This window comes from Rhizobium sp. BK212, assembly GCF_014197475.1.
Classification (GTDB): Bacteria; Pseudomonadota; Alphaproteobacteria; order Rhizobiales; family Rhizobiaceae; genus Rhizobium; species Rhizobium anhuiense.
Genome location: NZ_JACIFS010000002.1, coordinates 187,212 through 204,580, shown reverse-complemented (window position 1 = coordinate 204,580; position 17,369 = coordinate 187,212). Strand labels below are relative to the sequence as shown.

Genomic DNA, 17,369 nt, shown 5'->3' with positions numbered 1-17,369 from the left:
TTAGGTCAGAGACGAGCCGTCTTGTAAAGTTACGAGCAATTGGGGTGAGCGAAACTGAACAGGCGGAGAAGCTGGCGGTGCAGAGCCTCATCCAGGAGGATCGTGGTGCGGTCGGTGCTGGGGTGAGGGGCATCCTCGGAAGGCGGCGCTGCTCCGGTAGTCACGCCATCCTGAGAGCCTCGATATATCGTGCATGATCGTCTGGGCGCCGGAACGGTCATCGCGACCTTAATGGGATTTCGCTCAATTTCTCCACAGGCGGAAATCGGACACTGCGGCATCTCATGGCGGCCGGCGGCATGCAGGGTGTCGGGGTGGCTTTGTCTGTTTTTCCGCCGCGGCGATTTCGACTATGATGGGACGCTGGAGCGATAGGGATGCATGGCAATGATCGATCATATCACCATCGCAGTAAGTGACCTTGAGAAGAGCAAGTTGTTTTATGAACGCGCTCTCGCCCCCCTGGGCTATCGTTGCACCTTCGGGAAGGAGGGCGTGTTCTGGGCCTTCGATGTCGGCGGCAGTCTGTTCGAAATCCAGCGCATCGACGACAAGCCGCCTTACACGCGTGTGCACGTTGCCTTCCGGGTCCGCAGCAGGGCCGAGGTCGAGGCGTTTTATCGCGCTGCGCTCGAAGCCGGTGCGAGGGACAATGGTGCGCCCGGCCCGCGGCCGGAATATGAGGAGAACTACTACGCCTGCTTCGTTCTCGATCCCGACGGATACAATATCGAAGCGATGCTCAATGAGCCGGCGCCGCAAGCGTGATATCGGCGTCCATCCGTTGATCTGATTGCATGCGTCGGGCGCTGGCGCACCCACCTCGTCCTTCGAGGTCCCTTGGGGCGCCTCAGGATGAGGCTCTCTTGGGCTTGGGTATCGGCCTTCTGTAATCTCAGCCGACAGTTTCGATGACGGCGGCAAGATCGGCTGATGTGAACGGCTTGGTCAGCACCGGCCGGCCGGCAAAGGCGGGATCGATACCTGCCGGCCCATATCCGGTTGCGAAGGCGAACGGGATACCGCGCTGCTGAAGGACTGCCGCCACCGGGAACGACTTATGGCCGGCGAGATTTACATCGAGAACGACGAAATCGAGATTGCCATCGGCGGCAACCTCCAGCGCCGAGGGCAAACGCGCGGCTGTCGCCACGACCTCGTGACCGAGGTCCATCAGCATGTCCTCGATCATCATGGCGATGGTCATTTCATCTTCAACGACAAGAACACGCTTGGCCATGTCATTCGTTCCGGAGACGGTCTGCCGGAGCGTCGAGACGGAAGGAAAAACCCGTTTCGGCAAACGAAATCTCCACATTGCCTCCCGTCTCCGCGGCAAGGCCGCGCTGGATGAGGACCGTGCCGAAACCCTTCCGCTTCGGCTGCTCGACCGGCGGTCCGCCATGTTCGTCCCAGTCTATGCGGTAGCGTTGCGTTCCTTCGTCGATGATTTGAAGGGAGCATCTGACGCGGACGGCGCCGCCATCATTCGACCATGCGCCGTGGCGCACAGCATTTGTGCCGAGTTCGTGAAAGGCCATGGTCAGCGCCAGCGCCGTCTTTGCCGAAACCCGGATATCGTCTCCGGCGAGCTCCCATCGCCCGCCATCCGGCCGATGCGGAACGGTCGCCTGGTCGAGCGTCTGTTTCAACGAAGCGCTGCTCCACAGTTCCCCCGTCAACAGATCATTGGCACGGCCGAGCGACACCAGCCGCGCCGTGAAACTGTCCAGTGCACGAGGAATGTCTTCGGAATCCCGGAAGGTGCGAAACGCAAAAGCCTGCACCATCGCCAGATTATTTTTGACGCGATGATTGAGCTCATGAACGACAAGTTCCAGCTGTTGCTGCTTGCGTCGCCGCTCGGTGATATCGGTCGCGGCCCCAAACCATTCGACGATAGAGCCTGCGTCATTCAAGAGTGGAACGGCCCGCGACAGCACCCACCCGGTACTGCCGTCGGCCCGCCGGACGCGATGCTCGCATTCGAAAACACCCTTGCTTGATATCGCCTCGTCGATCACCGCCTGGATCGCCGGAATGTCCTCGGGAAACAAATAGGCCTCCTGCCAGGCGACAGTCGGATTGGCGGTGTCGGCAAGAACGTTGCGACCGTCGAGCTGCTGCATCTCCTTCCAGTCGGCGCTCATGCGATAGACGATATCGGTCGTGGCCGTGGTGAACGCCCTGAACCGCTCTTCGCTCTCGCGCAGCCGGCGCTGGGCAAGGACGCTTTTCGTCGTTTCGACGACGATCGCGATGACGCCCGCGGGTTTGCCGCTTTCGTCGAGGACGGGCGAATAGTCGAGGTTCATCCAGGCCGGAGCCGGGCTGCCGTGGCGCAACAGCGTCAGTTCCTGGTTTTCGTAGGCGAGCGTTTTACCGGACAGCCCGACTTTCATGACATTGTCGTTGAAGTCGGCAATTTCGCTCCAGCCCTCGCGGACCTTCGAACCGAGAAGATCCGGATGGCGGCTACCGGCGAAGACGGAATAGGCGTCGTTATAGATCATCACGCCGTCCTCGCCCCAGAGAAGAACGATGGGCACGGGTGAAAGCAGGAGCATATTGGTGGCCGTCTTCAGACTTTGCGGCCAGAGGTCGAGAGGACCGAGCGGCGTCTTGCTCCAGTCGCGGGTCTGGATCAGTCGGCCAGTTTCCCCGCCACCGACAGGAAAGCGAGTTGTGAGTGGCTGAGGGGATTCGGAATCCAAGGCGCGCTCCCGATTTTGATGGTGCTTCTAATTAGCGCATCCTTTGATTTTTTCCACCCATGAGTGTTGCGGCTTCCTCATGCCAACCTTGTCCGAGCCGATCCCACTCTAGGCCCGCGCCATCGCCCGCCACGTCGCCGGCGGGGTGGCGAAGGCGCGGGAGAAGGCGCGATTGAAGGCGGCTTCGGTGGCGTAGCCGGCGTCGTAGGCGATTGTTGCGATCGGCTGACCTGAGGTGGCGAGGGCGACACTTGCGAGGTAGAGCCGCCAGTCCCTGATATAGCGGATGGGCGAGGTCGAGAGCATCGCCTGGAAGCGGTCGGCGAGGGCGCTGCGCGACAGGCCGGAGGCTGAGGCGAGGTCCTCCAGCGACCAGTCGCGTCTGGGATCGTCGTGAATGAGGGAGAGACAGCGCGACAGCGCGGGGTCGGCAAGGGCTGCCAGCCAGCCGACCGAGCGCGGTTCGGCCATCATGATCTGATGGCGCAGGATCTCGATGAAGACGATTTCAGTCAGCCGCGGCAGCATGGAAACTCCGCCGGCGCGCGGCCTGTCGACCTCCTCGATCATCTGGCGGATGGTGGCGCGCAACCAGTCGCCGTCATTGACGGCCCGTGTCCTGACATGGATCATTTTCGGCAGCGCCTGGCGCAGCGGCGCAAAGCTCAAGCCGTCCCATTGCAGATAGCCGCAGAGCAGCCGCACCCTTTGCGCCGCCTCGCCATAGCGCAGCACGGGAATCTCACGCCAGGGCTTCTGCGGCAGGTCGCGCGTCGGCAGCACCAGCATGCCGTCCCTTCCGGCGCCGAGCTGATGTCCGGTGCCGAAGGGGAAGACCAGCACGTCTCCGGCCTCCAGATCGGTCTCTTCCCCTTCCGTCTTCAGCCAGCAGCTGCCGGCCACGACGATGTGAAAAGGCATCGTGCCCGAAGCCTTGGCCGAGAGGTTTGCTAAGGCCGGCGCGGCATCCGTCTGCCAGTCGCCCGTCGGCATGAAGCAGAACTGCAGCGATCCCGACAGGCGGATCGTCGAAAGCAGCGCCGACAACACGTCGTCGCGCACGACACCCGCAACGCCTGGATTTTCGGACAAGGCTTCACGCATCCCGGCCAAATACGCGCCCCGCGCACCCTCCTATGGTGTTCTCGCTCACTCGTGGTGAGCGTTCATTTCAATTCACTGGGAGAATACTATGCAAACTCAAAGCGACAAACTGGTCGTGCTCATCACCAAGGGCATCGAATCCGAACTGTCCTCCGTCGCCTTCACCATTGCCAATGGCGGCATCACCGCCGGGCTGAAGGTCTCGGTGTTCCTCACCAGCACCGGGATCGATCTGGTGCGCAAGGGTGGCCAGCGCATGACACAGGTGCCGCCGCTTGATCCGCTGTCGATGCTGATCGAGAATTTCCAGCAGCGCGGCGGCACGATCTGGGCCTGCCCGCCCTGCGTGACCTCGCGCGGTTACACGCAGGAGGACATGCTCGACGGTGTCGTCATCGTCGGCGCCAGCGCCATGCATGCCGAGATCAAGGAGGGCGCTGCGACGCTGTCGTTTTGACCGGAGGAGCCGGGCCGGGCGGAAGTATGAGGAGCCTCTCCCGCCGGTTTCGTCAGGCTTTGCGGGCCGGCGGCAAGCTCGGGGATGCGACAAGTGGTCTATTCTTGCGCTCGGCAATATACTTGTGAGATTGTGTCGATATACATGCGATAATGCCTGATGAGGGCAGCGCGGGGGCTTCGATGACATCCGTGAGGGTCAATGAGCTGATATCGGTGACGGGGCAGCCCGGCGCCGCGGACTTTGGTGCTTTCGCGGCAGACGGCTTTGCCGCCGTCATCAATGCCCGGCCGGATGGCGAGGAGCCGGGGCAACCCGGTAATGCAGCGGAGAAGGCTTCAGCCGCCGCCGCCGGGCTCGCCTACAGCTTCGTGCCGGTGAAGGGGGCCGAGATTACCGAGGCCGATATCCGCGCCTTTCAGGCGGCGATAGCTGAGGCGAAGGGGCCGGTCGTCGCCCATTGCAAGAGCGGCATACGGGCGCTGACGCTTTATGCGCTGGGCGAGGCGCTGGACGGGCGGATGAAGTCCGGGGATGTCGAGGCCTTTGGTCAAGGCCTCGGCTTCGATCTTGCCGGCGCGCGGCGCTGGCTGGAGAAGCGGGCAGGGCAGGTACCTCATGTGAAGGCCTTCTTCGAGCCCCGCACCTGCAGTGTGCAATATGTCGTTTCCGACCCGGCGACGAAACGCTGCGCCATCATTGACCCGGTGCTCGATTTCGACGAGATGTCGGGGGCGACGGGCACGGCCAATGCCGACGCCATCCTCGCCCATATCGAGAGCGAAGGGCTGACGGTCGAGTGGATCCTCGACACGCATCCGCATGCCGATCATTTCTCCGCTGCGTATTACCTCAAGGGAAAGACCGGTGCGCCGACGGCGATCGGCGCCCATGTCACCGACGTGCAGGCGCTCTGGAAGGAGATCTACAATTGGCCGGCGCTCGCGACCGACGGCTCGCAATGGGACCGGCTGTTTGCCGATGGCGAGACGTTCGAGATCGGCACGCTCAAGGCCCGCGTGATGTTTTCGCCCGGGCACACCCTCGCCTCGATCACCTATGTGATCGGCGACGCCGCCTTCGTGCACGATACGGTGTTCACGCCGGATTCCGGCACCGCCCGCACGGATTTCCCGGGCGGCAGCGCCAGCGCCCTCTGGCACACGATCCAGGCGATCCTGTCGCTGCCCGAGGAGACCCGGCTGTTTTCCGGTCACGACTATCAGCCGGGTGGCCGCCACCCGCGCTGGGAAAGCACGGTTGCCGCCCAGAAGCGCGCCAATCCGCATATATCGGGCATCGACGAGGCCGGCTTTGTGGCGCTGCGCCAGGCGCGCGACCGCACGCTGCCGAAGCCGAAGCTGATGCTGCACGCGCTGCAGGTCAATATCCGCGGCGGGCGGCTGCCCGAGCCGGAGGAGAACGGCCGGCGGTATCTGAAGATTCCGCTGGATGCGTTGTGACGGGGCGGCCCTGGCAACCGCCGCATCGTTCAAAGCGTGCTTCCTATAGCAGCCCCGGCGAAGTCATCCCCACCAATAGCAGCCGGCACCCATGTTCCCCGACTGCTTCATAGGCAAGGCAGTTTATCGCAAGGAAGCGCTTTTCGCCGCAATATCAACCGACCGCCACCGGCAGTTTGCGCACCGAACGGCGGCGCGCAGCCATGCGCGCGATATATTTATCCGCCGGTGGTGCGGCGCCCTCTGAATAATCATTGACGGCGCGCGGGCAGGCGACGTAACTGGGGGAGACGGTTCCCTGAAGATGACTCCAAGGGGATTAATAGGGAACACGGTGAGGACGACCCAGTAGGGACCGAGACCGTGGCTGCCCCCGCAACTGTAAGCGGATTGTCGATCTCGGGGTTGATCGCGGAGCGATCATGCCCTTGGCCTAAAGGCCACGCCACTGCGGATATCGCGGGAAGGCGGATGAAAGACGGATATCCGCAAGCCAGGAGACCTGCCGTCAATCGCGATCCAATCAACCGGGCGGGGATGCCCGGACAAGGAACAGACATGATTGTCCTTCTGAACCTTCGCCTGATATCGGCATGCATCCGTCTCGATTGGGCCTCCCGCGGCTAGTCTACGCGTCAGCGTGACTTCAGCGTTGCGTATATGCGCGCGGCGCGGCCGTGCCTGTTTTCCCATCATCGAGGTTTTCATGCGTCAATTTCTCGCCATCATGACATTTACCTTCGGGCTGGCCGGCCTTGCGGCACCAAGCTTGGCCGCGACCCAATATCCCCTGACCGTCAGCAATTGCGGCCAGCAGGTGACGTTCCAGAAGGCGCCCGCCAGGATCGTTTCGATCGGCCAGGGCATGACTGAAATTCTGTTCTCGCTCGGCCTTGCCGACAAGATCGCCGGAACCGCCGTCTGGGTTGGCCCTGTCCTGCCGCAATATGCCGAGGCCAACAGCAAGATAAAACGCCTCGCCGACAACGATCCGAGCTTCGAATCCGTCGTCGGGCAGGAGCCCGACCTCGTGGCGGCCGAGTTCGAATGGCATGTCGGCGCGCAGGGCTCCGTCGGCAAGCGGGAGCAGTTCAAGGATCTCGGGATCAATAGTTATCTCGCGCCGGCCGATTGCGTCGCCAAGGTCAACACCGATGGCGGCGACGGTGTGCGTGGGGAGCTGTTCACGATGGACCTGATCTACCGGGAAATCGCTGAACTCTCGGAGATCTTCGACGTCAAGGAGCGCGGCGATGCGCTGATTTCCAAGCTGAGGAAGCGCGAGGCGGATGCCGTGGCGTCGATATCGGGCGCGACGGGCAAGAGCCTGCCGGTCGTCTTCTGGTTTTCCAGCAAGGAGGTCAACGGCGACGCCTTCATTGCCGGCAAGAACAGCGCGCCTGCCTATATCCTCAAGACGATCGGCGCGAAGAACGTCGTGACAACCGAAGAGGAATGGCCGCTGGTCGGCTGGGAAACTATCGCCCAGGCGAACCCGGCGGTGATCGTGCTGGCGACCATGGACCGTCGCCGTTATGCGGCCGACGATCCCAAGGTCAAGCTCGACTTTCTCGAGAACGACCCTGTGACCAGGGAACTCGATGCCGTCAGGAACAGGCACTTCGTGATGATGGATGCGCAGTCGATGAACCCGACGATCCGCACGATCGACGGCATCGAGACATTGGCGAAGGGCATCAAGTCCTTCGGCCTGGCACAGTGAAGACAGTATCGCTCAGGCAGCAGGGATGGTGGGCGCTCGCCGCGCTCACCATTGCCGCGCTTCTCCTTCTTGGACTGATGATCAGTCTCGCCGTTTCCATCGGCGAGATTGCCATCCCGCTTGCGACGACGGCTGAGGCGGTTTCGAACCGCCTGTTCGGAACCGATTTCGAGCTCAGCCGCATCCACCAGGGCATCGTCTGGGATTATCGGCTGAGCCGCGCCCTGGTCGCGGCCAGCGCCGGCGCGTCGCTCTCGCTCTGCGGCGCCATCCTGCAGGCGCTGCTGCGCAATCCGCTGGCCGAACCCTATGTGCTCGGCATCTCCGCCGGCGCCTCGACGGGAGCGGTCTGCGTGATGATTCTCGGCTTCGGCTACGGTATTCTCGGCCTGTCGAGCGGGGCCTTCATCGGCGCAGTCATGGCCTTTTTGCTGGTCGGCTTCCTGGCGACGGGTGCGGGGGAAACCGGCGAACGCATCATACTGTGTGGCGTCGCCGGTTCGCAGCTCTTCAACGCGCTCACCTCCTACATCGTGACGACATCGGCGAATGCCGAGCAGGCGCGCGGCATCCTGTTCTGGCTTCTGGGGTCGCTCAGCGGCGTACGCTGGCCGGATGTCTACCTTTCGGTGCCGATCGCGCTTGCCGGCTTCATCGTCTGCATGGCCCATGTGCGGGCGCTCGATGCCTTTGCGTTCGGCACGGACGCCGCCGCCTCTCTCGGCATTGCCGTGCGCCGCGTCCAGATCGTGCTGTTCGCCTTGACGGCGGCGATGACGGCAAGCGTCGTCAGCATGGTGGGCTCGATCGGTTTCGTCGGCCTCGTCATACCTCATGCCGCCCGCTTTCTCGTCGGGCCGGCCCGCGGTTGCTGCCGGCGACGGCGCTCGGCGGCGCCATCTACATGGTCGGCGCCGATATCCTTTCGCGCATCATCATACCACAGCAAATCCTGCCGATCGGTGTCGTCACCGCGCTCTTCGGCGCGCCGGCCTTCGCCGTCATCCTCTATCGCGTACGAGGGAATGCATGAGCATCAGCGTCGACGAGGTGAGCTTTGCCGCCGGCGACAACGTCATCGTCAACGGCGTCAGCCTGACGGTGAAAGAGGGCAAGGTGCTCGGGTTGCTCGGGCCGAACGGTTCCGGCAAGTCGAGCCTTCTCAGATTGATCTGCCGGCTGCGCAAGGTTCGCAGCGGTGTCATCAGGCTCGGCGAGGACGACATTTCCTCGCTGTCGCGTGCAGCCCTTGCGCGTCGCGTTGCCTTCGTCGAGCAGCAGTCGACGACCGATACGCAGTTGACCGTGCGCGACGTGGTGCGGCTCGGCCGCACGCCGCATCTCGGGCTGTTGACGTCCTGGGGCGCCGAAGACGATGCTGCCGTCGACCAGGCGCTGTCGCGGACGGGCATGCGGGAGAGGGCAGGCCAGCTCTGGCAGACACTGTCGGGCGGCGAGCGCCAGCGCGTCCATATTGCGAGATCGCTGGCGCAGACGCCGAGCGAACTGCTGCTCGACGAGCCGACCAACCATCTCGATATCCAGCACCAGCTCGACATTCTCTCGCTGATCTCGAAGCTCGGTATCACCTGTATCGTCGCGCTGCACGATCTCAACCTGGCGGCAATGTTCTGCGACAGCCTGGCGGTACTTCAAAAGGGCGAAGTCATCGCCTCGGGCGCGCCGGAGTATGTGCTGACGGAGGAGATGATCGGCCGGGTCTTCGGCGTTCGCGCCCATGTCCAGAAATCGGCCGTGCATGGCCGGCATCATATCCAATACGTCATGGATTGAGGAACGGCGGGGAATTTCGATCTCAAGCAGGTATGACCTCACTGGCCTTCTTCCGGGCCTGGCGCCGTGCGCTCGTCGCAAGGCAGCCGGGACCGGCGCTGTCTTAGGCTTCAGGCGCCGAAAACCGCATTGCCTCCCGCAACAGCTTGATGACCTCTGAGACCGATGGCCCGCTGATGGGCGGCGGCTCTGCGCGTTCGCAGAATTCGCGCCAGACAAACAGCGTCAGTTCCGCGCCATCCGTTGCGGTTTCCCCCGGACCCTCTGCAAAACTCTCGAGCAGGCGATATCGAGCGTTCTTCCAGAACAACTCCTCCACCCAGTCATATATCGGGATCACATGGAAATGGATCGGATAACCGGGCGTGTGCCCGTATCGGCCGATATAGACGCGCTGGGCATTCAATTTCCGTTTCAGGGCGCTCTGAGCCCTTGCGAGCAAGGGGCCGAATTCGGCCAAAGCGTCTTCAGACAAATCCGACAGATCGTTGGTATCGGTCTTGGAACTGAGCATGAGGTAGCCGGGAAGGGCGGAGTTCATGCGGTGGTTCACAAGCCATCCGGCCGTCTCGACAACATGAAAATGCTGAGGAATGTCCAAGCGCTGCCTCTTTCCGCTTTCGCAAATGTCGCCATTCGCTCCAAAGGCCGCAGAATAGGCCGCTTTGCGATGGCTGCAACGGCGATCCGGGAGATCGACCAGAGCCTGCTCTCGGTTTGACGGCGGTTGATATCTCTATGCCGAGGTGCGCAGTGAGTGAAATGCGTTAAGGACGGGTTGAGATAGCAGCCGGCACCGGCTATCTGGTGCCGACCGGCAAGCGCATCCTCCGCGAACGACAAGGCGTATAGCTCCCATGATCCCCGATTTCCTCGTCACCCATTCCGGTGGCTTCCATGCCGACGAACTGCTGTCGAGTGTCATTCTGACCCGGCTTTTCCCGAAGGCGCGTATCATCCGCAGCCGGGCACCGGAATGGATAACGCCGGGCAAGGATCGCATCATCTACGATGTCGGCGGCGCCTATGATCCTGCTGCCGGGATATTCGATCATCACCAGCGCGGCGCGCCGTTGCGCGAAGATGGCCAGCCTTTCAGTTCGTTCGGCCTGATCTGGAAGCATTACGGCCGCGATTATCTCGCAGCCTCCGGCCTTCCCGAAGCACATGTCGAGACGCTGCATGGCTCTTTCGACGCCAGTTTCGTGCTGCCGGTCGATCTGACGGACAATGGCGCGCTCAGCCCCTCCGGGCCGCTGGCCGGGTTGACGCTGCCGGCTCTGCTGGAAACGCTGAAACCGGTCTTCGACGATGCCGACCCCGCTGCCGACGACCGTGCCTTCCACGCGGCCCTTGCCATCGCCCGCAGTTTCGTCGAGGCCAGGATTGCGCAGAGTGCTGCGAAATTGCGGGCCGAGGCGGTCGTGCATCAGGCAATCGAGGCTACCGGGCAGGGGCGTGTTTTGGAATTGCCGAGGGGAATGCCCTTCCGGCCTGCTATCGTGAAAGCAGGCGCCGATCATCTGCTGTTCGTCGTCCACCCGCGCGAAAAGGACTGGTGCGTGACCGGCATCCGCCGCGCCGAGGATGGTTTCGAGCTCAGGGCCGATCTGCCGGCGGCCTGGGCCGGGCTCACCAATGGCGCATTGGAGGCGGCGTGCGGCATAGAGGGCGCGAGCTTCTGCCACAACGGCCGATTCATCGCCGCCGCCAGGACCCGAGAGGCGGCGCTTGCCATGGCCGAACTGGCGGTAGAGGAGGCGCTTTCGATCGGGCAATAGGTCAAATAGCGGCAGCTCAGGCAGCTCATCCGCGCCGGGTTCACCTCGTATCAGATTACGTTCAGATGGCTCCAATTGTAGGGCCGATTGACTTGCTGCCGCGAAGGACTAAGCTTTAAGCCATACAACCACTACCCATACGCGAGAGATTGCTGAGGGTGCAAGTGGCTGGCAACCTTGAGGAGGATGAGGTTTGCCATGGACTATCGTGTTATTCTGCTGATTGCCACATCCGTGATTGCCCTTTCCCCCGGTCGCGCCGGGGCGCAGGAAGGCGATGCGACCGCGGGTGCCGTCGTTTTCAAGAAATGCGCAACCTGTCATGTCGCCGATTCCGATACGAACAAGGTCGGTCCGTCGCTGAACAAGTTGTTCGGCCGACAGGCCGGCACGCATCCTGATTTCGCCTATTCGGCCGGAATGAAGGCGGCCGGCGAAGGCGGTCTGGTCTGGGACGAGACAGTGCTGCGCGACTATCTGCATAATCCGAAAGCGAAGGTGAAGGGCACGAAGATGGCCTTCGTCGGCGTGAAGGACGACCAGGAGATCACCGATCTCATCGCCTATCTCAAGCAATATTCCAAATGATGGGCCATACTCCAAAATGACGGGTGGAAGTGACGCGGCAGGTGCCTAAATTGCCGTAATTGCCGATATTTTCTATCTGTGCGATAATAAAGACGGACTTTTTGCGGAATGCGGTTTCACGGGTCAACCTGCTCGAGGAGGAGCGGAAATGGCTGTCGTGCTGATCCTCGTCCTGATTGTCGTCGGCTCCGTGCTGTTCCATGTGCTGAGCCCGTGGTGGTGGACGCCGATCGCGTCCAACTGGACCTATATCGACAGCACTCTCGTCATCACCTTCTGGATCACCGGCATCGTCTTCGTGGCAGTGGTCTTGTTCATGGCCTATTGCGTCTTTCGCTTCCGGCATAAGCCGGGCAACAAGGCGCATTACGAGCCTGAAAACCGCAGGCTGGAGGTGATGCTCGCCTCGGGAACGGCGGTCGGCGTCGCCGCCATGCTGGCGCCCGGCCTCATCGTCTGGAACCAGTTCATCACGGTGCCCGCCGATGCCGCATCGGTGGAGGTCGTCAGCCAGCAGTGGCTGTGGAGCTTCCGCCTGCCGGGGGCGGACGGAAAGCTCGGCCGCGCCGAAACGCGCGACGTTACGCCCGAAAACCCGCTCGGCCTCGACAAGAACGATGCAAGCGGCCTCGATGACATCATCATCGAAGGCGGCGAACTGCACCTGCCGATCGGCAAGCCGGTGCACATGTTGCTGCGCTCGGTCGATGTGCTTCATGATTTCTACGTGCCTGAGTTTCGCGCCAAGATGGACATGATCCCCGGCATGGTCACCTACTTCTGGCTCACGCCGACGCGGACGGGTACCTTCGAGATCCTCTGCGCCGAACTCTGCGGCGTCGGTCATCCGCAAATGCGCGGCACCGTCGTCGTCGACAACGACGTGGACTATCAGACCTGGCTCGGGCAGCAGCAAACATTCACCCAGTTGACGGCGTCATCGGGAGAGCTGCCGTCGGCAAACTGAACCGTGCAGTGGTCGCAGACCGCAGGCCGGTTCGGTGAACCGGCGGGGGAAGGGAAGAGAGATCATGGTCGAGATTCCATCCGGCAGCATCCCATCCGCCGAAGTCGAGGATGTGGAGCTTTATCATCCACACAGCTGGTGGACGAAATATGTGTTCAGCCAGGATGCCAAGATCATCGCCGTGCAATATTCGATCACCGCCATCGCGATCGGCCTAGTGGCGCTGGTACTCTCCTGGCTGATGCGGATTCAGCTCGCCTTCCCCGGCTATTTCACCTTCATCGATGCCGATCACTATTACCAGTTCATCACCATGCACGGGATGATCATGGTGATCTATCTCTTGACTGCGCTCTTCCTCGGCGGCTTCGGCAATTACCTCATTCCGCTGATGGTCGGCGCGCGCGACATGGTTTTCCCTTACGCCAACATGCTGAGCTACTGGATCTACCTCCTCGCGGTGCTGATCCTCGCCGCCGGCTTCTTCGCCCCCGGCGGCCCGACAGGGGCCGGCTGGACGCTTTATCCGCCGCAATCCGTTCTCTCAGGCACACCAGGCGGCAAGGACTGGGGCATCCTGCTGATGCTGACCTCGCTGATCGTCTTCATCATCGGCTTCACGATGGGCGGGCTGAACTATGTGGTAACCGTGCTGCAGGGGCGGGCGCGAGGGATGACGCTGATGCGGATGCCGCTCACCGTCTGGGGCATTTTCACCGCGACGGTGATGGCGCTGCTCGCTTTTCCCGCACTCTTCGTCGCCTGCGTCATGATGCTCTTCGACCGCGTGCTCGGCACCAGCTTCTTCATGCCCGCCATCGTCGAGATGGGCACGCAGCTCCAGCATGGCGGCGGCAGCCCGATCCTGTTCCAGCACCTCTTCTGGTTCTTCGGCCATCCCGAGGTCTATATCGTGGCGCTGCCGGCCTTCGGCATCGTCTCGGACCTGATCAGCACGCATGCGCGCAAGAATATCTTCGGCTACCGCATGATGGTCTGGGCGATCGTCATCATCGGGGCGTTGAGCTTCGTCGTCTGGGCGCACCACATGTATGTCAGCGGCATGCACCCGGCCTTCGGCTTCTTCTTCGCCACGACGACGCTGATCATCGCCATCCCGACGGCGATCAAGGTCTATAACTGGGTGCTGACGCTGTGGCGCGGCGATATCCACCTGACGCTGCCGATGCTCTTTGCGCTCGCCTTCATCGTCACCTTCGTCAATGGCGGGCTGACCGGCCTGTTCCTCGGCAATGTCGTCGTCGACGTGCCGCTGTCGGATACGATGTTCGTCGTGGCCCACTTCCACATGGTCATGGGGGTCGCGCCGATCCTCGTCATCTTCGGGGCGATTTATCACTGGTATCCGAAGGTGACGGGGCGCATGCTGAACGATGTGCTCGGCCATATCCACTTCTGGATCACCTTCCTCGGCACCTATGCGATCTTCTTTCCGATGCACTATCTCGGTCTGCTCGGCGTGCCGCGCCGCTATTTCGAGATGGGGGAGACGGCCTTCGTTCCGCCGTCGGCCCACACGCTGAACATCTTCATCACAGTCATGGCGCTGGTCGTGGGCGCCGGGCAGATGGTCTTCCTGTTCAATCTCGCCTGGAGCCTCTTCCGGGGCAGGGAGGCCGGCGGCAATCCATGGCGGGCAACGACGTTGGAATGGCAGACGCCGCAGACGCCGCCGGCGCACGGCAACTGGGGCAAAGACCTGCCTGTGGTCTATCGTTGGGCCTATGATTACAGCGTGCCGGGCGCGGCCGAGGATTTCATTCCGCAGAATGTGCCGGCAACGGCTGGCGTAACCCGGGAGACGCCGGCATGAGCGTCGTGCTGATCTTTCTGGCCGCCATCGCCGCCATCATGATCTGGTGGCTCTCCGGGCAGCGGCTGACCTCGAAGCCCTGGCTGGAGACCGGCTCCGTGCAGATGCCGGTTCATGGCGGCACCGACCGGCCGCCGGTGCCGTCGGTGAAGATCGGTCTCTTCGTCTTTCTCGGCGTCGTCGGCGCGCTCTTCAGCCTTGCCGTCAGCGCCTATTTCATGCGCGCGGCCTCGGCCGACTGGTGGGGGATGCCGGTTCCGCGCCTGCTCTGGGTGAACACCGCGGCGCTGGCCTTGAGCAGTGCGGCGCTGCAATGGGCTAAGCGCGAAGTGCGGCATGGCCGCATGGAAAGCCTGCGGCCTGCGCTCGTTACGGCACTTCTGCTTGCGGTCTTCTTCCTCGCCGGGCAGATCCAGGTATGGCGGGAGTTGGTCGCGGCAGGCTACGTGCTTGATGATAACCCCGCCAACAGCTTCTTCTACATGCTGACCGGGTTGCATGGCCTGCATATTCTTGGTGGGCTGGCGGTGCTGGCGCACACGACGGTCAAGGCCTTCGCAGCCGATATCGCGCCGGAGAGGCTGAGCCTTAGCGTCGATCTCTCGGCTATCTATTCGCATTTCATGCTTGCGGTCTGGCTGCTGCTCTTCGCGCTTTTTGCCGGCTGGGCCAGCGATTTCGTCGATCTCTGCCGGACGTTGATTAGCTAGGGGGGTGCAGATGGCACAGACTATCGAGACACATGGCGGGGCTGACCTCAGGCCATCAGGCCTTCGCGGTGTCGCCGCCGATTTCAGCTCGGATCAGCGCGCCTTCAAGACCGCCTCCTGGGGCAAGGCGATGATGTGGATCTTTCTCTTGAGCGACACCTTCGTCTTCGGTTGTTTCCTAATCGCCTATATGACCGCCCGAATGTCGACGCCCGTACCATGGCCCAATCCGAGCGAGGTCTTCGCGCTGCATATCGGCGGCCAGGATGTGCCGTTGATCCTGATCGCGATCATGACCTTCGTGCTGATCTCGAGCAGCGGCACCATGGCGATGGCGGTCAATTTCGGCTATCGCCGCGACCGCCGCACGACGGCGGTGCTGATGCTGCTGACAGCGCTTCTCGGCGCATGCTTCGTCGGCATGCAGGCCTTCGAATGGACGAAGCTGATCACCGAAGGCGTGCGCCCCTGGGAAAACCCGTGGGGGGCGGCGCAGTTCGGCTCGACCTTCTTCATGATAACAGGCTTTCACGGCACCCATGTCACGATCGGCGTCATCTTCCTCCTCATCGTCGCCCGCAAGGTCTGGCGCGGCGATTTCGACGTGGAACGGCGTGGCTTCTTCACCAGCCGGAAAGGCCGCTACGAGGCCGTCGAGATCATGGGCCTCTACTGGCACTTCGTCGACCTGGTCTGGGTCTTCATCTTTGCATTCTTTTATCTGTGGTGAGGTCGTCATGAGCGAGACAACGGCGCATGCACAAAGCCAAACGATGGACGCACAGGCACACAGCGGACAGCAGCACCCGATCGGGCTCTATTTCTTCGTCTGGGGCCTGCTCTTCGTGCTCAGCGCGGCGTCCTATATGGTCGATTATCTTGGCGTCCAGAGCTATCTCAGGTGGACGCTGATCCTGGTGTTCATGATGCTGAAAGCCGGATTGATCGTCGCCGTCTTCATGCACATGGCCTGGGAACGGCTGGCGCTGGTCTACGCCATCCTGCTGCCGCCGCTGCTGGTACTGGTTTTCGTGGCGCTGATGGTCTCGGAAGCGGACTATACGATCTTCACCCGGATAGCGTTTTTCGGTGCTACGCCGTAGAGCGGCAATCGGGCAGTCTCCGTTGCCGTTCCGTTCGTATTTGCTTTGCTTTTACATCTTCGTTCAACCTATCGAAGATGAGCGGTTTCCTTTCTTCTCCCAGGACCGCAGCGCACGCCAGAGCACCGTATTGTCTGCATAACCCAGCACACGCGCCACCTCGGACATCGGCGCGGCATGTCGGTCGCCGAGATAATGGGCGGCGAGTGTCTGGCGGTGTTGGCGAACGAGATCGCGAAGCGACACGCCTTCCTCCGACAGCCGACGCTGCAGGCTTCGCGGCGACATCTTCAGTTCGGCGGCGAGGATTGCGACCGTGATCGGTTTGCGGCCAAGATAGATGCCGATCAGGGCCTGGACCTTTTCCTTGACAGCTTCGCCGGCCGCCGGCTCGTTGACCAGATCGCCGATGTGCCGCTCCAGGATTTCGATCAGGCTTTTGTCTTCCGAGCGGTGGACACGATCGGCATCCGCCTTGTTCATGACGATGCGGTTGCCGGATTGGCCGAACAGGATGGGCGCGCCATAGATGCGTTCCAGCACGCCGGCATCGCGTGGGGCGTGATGCTCGAGCTGGATTTCGATCGGCCGCCAGCCTCGGCGGAAGCACGAACGGACGAGCTGACAGGAGGCGGCAATCGTGAATTCGCTGTCCTGCCGGCGCGGCCACATGCTGGGGTCGACGATCCGGTAGCTCCAGACAAAATCGCCATTCTCCTCGAATACGCCGGAACTGGTCGCGCCCTGCAACGCGTTCACATATTTCGACAGCCGTTCGAAAGCGCTGCGAATGTTCGGCGAGAGCGCAAAGAGCATGCCGATGGGGCCGAGATCGGCGGGCCTGAAACCGGTGCCCATGCGGGCTCCGAGTGCCGGTTCGCCTGTTATCGTCGCGGCATCCTCGAACAGCGCGACATAACGCGCCATAGGCAGGACAGCGTAGGGATCTTCGAGTTGCGAGCGCAGAATGCCGTGCGAAGCCAGAAGAAGGTCGGTTTTCCCGGATCTTTTATCGATTTGTTGCACCAGCGGGATCAAGACAGAGGCTCGAATTGAAGCAACTGCGGGCATTCGGCTGATCAAATGCCGTGCAACTGCCATTTTCAGCGTCTCCGGTGACCGTCGTGGCGC

At 62.2% G+C, this 17,369-nt stretch carries 18 protein-coding genes, 1 pseudogene and 1 riboswitch; of the genes and pseudogenes, 14 read left to right on the top strand and 5 right to left on the bottom strand.

Features of this window, described 5'->3' with window-relative positions; translation table 11 throughout:
* Window positions 1-387 precede the first annotated feature (387 nt).
* Window positions 388-768: a VOC family protein gene (locus tag FHT79_RS06030; protein ID WP_183903063.1), complete on the top strand. Its 381-nt coding sequence runs from the start codon at window positions 388-390 to the stop codon at window positions 766-768.
* A gap of 127 nt (window positions 769-895) precedes the next feature.
* Here FHT79_RS06030 and FHT79_RS06025 read toward each other — a convergent pair whose 3' ends face one another.
* The 3 genes from FHT79_RS06025 to FHT79_RS06015 all read right to left on the bottom strand — a co-directional run bounded on the left by FHT79_RS06025 (window position 896) and on the right by FHT79_RS06015 (window position 3,818).
* Entirely contained in the window at window positions 896-1,240 is a 345-nt protein-coding gene (locus FHT79_RS06025; protein WP_168333991.1) for a response regulator, read from the bottom strand.
* 1 nt (window position 1,241) lies between these two features.
* Entirely contained in the window at window positions 1,242-2,714 is a 1,473-nt protein-coding gene (locus tag FHT79_RS06020) for an HWE histidine kinase domain-containing protein (protein WP_183903062.1), read from the bottom strand.
* Window positions 2,715-2,822: 108 nt separating this feature from the next.
* Complete coding sequence (locus FHT79_RS06015; protein ID WP_183903061.1) at window positions 2,823-3,818, bottom strand: AraC family transcriptional regulator; 996 nt, start codon at window positions 3,816-3,818, stop codon at window positions 2,823-2,825.
* Between the two features lie 88 nt (window positions 3,819-3,906).
* On the opposite strand from FHT79_RS06015, the gene FHT79_RS06010 reads away from it, so the two are divergent.
* The 5 genes and pseudogenes from FHT79_RS06010 to FHT79_RS05990 all read left to right on the top strand — a co-directional run bounded on the left by FHT79_RS06010 (window position 3,907) and on the right by FHT79_RS05990 (window position 9,255).
* Entirely contained in the window at window positions 3,907-4,275 is a 369-nt protein-coding gene (locus tag FHT79_RS06010) for a DsrE family protein (RefSeq protein WP_132572360.1), read from the top strand.
* Window positions 4,276-4,457: 182 nt separating this feature from the next.
* Complete coding sequence (blh, locus tag FHT79_RS06005; RefSeq protein WP_183903060.1) at window positions 4,458-5,738, top strand: bifunctional sulfur transferase/dioxygenase Blh; 1,281 nt, start codon at window positions 4,458-4,460, stop codon at window positions 5,736-5,738.
* Window positions 5,739-6,012: 274 nt separating this feature from the next.
* A riboswitch (cobalamin riboswitch) is annotated at window positions 6,013-6,263 on the top strand.
* A 181-nt stretch (window positions 6,264-6,444) separates the two neighbouring features.
* On the top strand, window positions 6,445-7,461 hold the full coding sequence (locus FHT79_RS06000) for an ABC transporter substrate-binding protein (protein WP_097594241.1): 1,017 nt from the start codon (window positions 6,445-6,447) through the stop codon (window positions 7,459-7,461).
* Window positions 7,458-8,494 (top strand): annotated as a pseudogene (locus tag FHT79_RS05995) (iron ABC transporter permease). Before FHT79_RS06000 ends, FHT79_RS05995 begins: the two are co-directional and overlap by 4 nt.
* Window positions 8,491-9,255 carry an ABC transporter ATP-binding protein gene (locus tag FHT79_RS05990; protein ID WP_183903059.1) on the top strand — a complete coding sequence of 255 codons (765 nt, stop codon included), beginning with the start codon at window positions 8,491-8,493 and terminating at the stop codon, window positions 9,253-9,255. Before FHT79_RS05995 ends, FHT79_RS05990 begins: the two are co-directional and overlap by 4 nt.
* Window positions 9,256-9,358: 103 nt before the next feature.
* Here the strand turns inward: FHT79_RS05990 and FHT79_RS05985 are convergent, their stop codons facing one another.
* On the bottom strand, window positions 9,359-9,856 hold the full coding sequence (locus FHT79_RS05985; protein ID WP_183903058.1) for an HIT family protein: 498 nt from the start codon (window positions 9,854-9,856) through the stop codon (window positions 9,359-9,361).
* Here FHT79_RS05985 and FHT79_RS05980 point away from each other — a divergent pair.
* The 8 genes from FHT79_RS05980 (at window position 9,800) to FHT79_RS05945 (ending at window position 16,238) form a co-directional block, all read left to right on the top strand.
* Window positions 9,800-9,976 (top strand): hypothetical protein, encoded by a 177-nt coding sequence (locus FHT79_RS05980; protein WP_183903327.1) that lies wholly within the window; start codon window positions 9,800-9,802, stop codon window positions 9,974-9,976. The genes FHT79_RS05985 and FHT79_RS05980 overlap by 57 nt on opposite strands.
* 136 nt (window positions 9,977-10,112) lie before the next feature.
* The gene (locus tag FHT79_RS05975) at window positions 10,113-11,036 is read left to right on the top strand and encodes an MYG1 family protein (RefSeq protein ID WP_097542265.1); all 924 of its coding nucleotides are present in this window, start codon (window positions 10,113-10,115) and stop codon (window positions 11,034-11,036) included.
* Window positions 11,037-11,234: 198 nt separating this feature from the next.
* Window positions 11,235-11,624 (top strand): cytochrome c family protein, encoded by a 390-nt coding sequence (locus FHT79_RS05970; RefSeq protein ID WP_127430281.1) that lies wholly within the window; start codon window positions 11,235-11,237, stop codon window positions 11,622-11,624.
* Window positions 11,625-11,772: 148 nt separating this feature from the next.
* A complete protein-coding gene (locus tag FHT79_RS05965; RefSeq protein ID WP_047610571.1) occupies window positions 11,773-12,591 on the top strand; it encodes a cytochrome c oxidase subunit II in 819 nt (272 codons plus the stop codon).
* A 64-nt stretch (window positions 12,592-12,655) separates the two neighbouring features.
* The gene (ctaD, locus tag FHT79_RS05960) at window positions 12,656-14,425 is read left to right on the top strand and encodes a cytochrome c oxidase subunit I (protein ID WP_047610569.1); all 1,770 of its coding nucleotides are present in this window, start codon (window positions 12,656-12,658) and stop codon (window positions 14,423-14,425) included.
* The gene (locus FHT79_RS05955) at window positions 14,422-15,135 is read left to right on the top strand and encodes a cytochrome c oxidase subunit 3 (RefSeq protein ID WP_047610567.1); all 714 of its coding nucleotides are present in this window, start codon (window positions 14,422-14,424) and stop codon (window positions 15,133-15,135) included. The genes ctaD and FHT79_RS05955 overlap by 4 nt, the downstream gene beginning before the upstream one ends.
* Window positions 15,136-15,145: 10 nt before the next feature.
* Entirely contained in the window at window positions 15,146-15,865 is a 720-nt protein-coding gene (locus FHT79_RS05950) for a heme-copper oxidase subunit III family protein (protein ID WP_127430284.1), read from the top strand.
* A 7-nt stretch (window positions 15,866-15,872) separates the two neighbouring features.
* Window positions 15,873-16,238: a cytochrome C oxidase subunit IV family protein gene (locus FHT79_RS05945; RefSeq protein WP_127430285.1), complete on the top strand. Its 366-nt coding sequence runs from the start codon at window positions 15,873-15,875 to the stop codon at window positions 16,236-16,238.
* A 63-nt stretch (window positions 16,239-16,301) separates the two neighbouring features.
* Here FHT79_RS05945 and FHT79_RS05940 read toward each other — a convergent pair whose 3' ends face one another.
* Complete coding sequence (locus FHT79_RS05940) at window positions 16,302-17,339, bottom strand: AraC family transcriptional regulator (RefSeq protein ID WP_127430286.1); 1,038 nt, start codon at window positions 17,337-17,339, stop codon at window positions 16,302-16,304.
* Window positions 17,340-17,369: the final 30 nt, after the last annotated feature.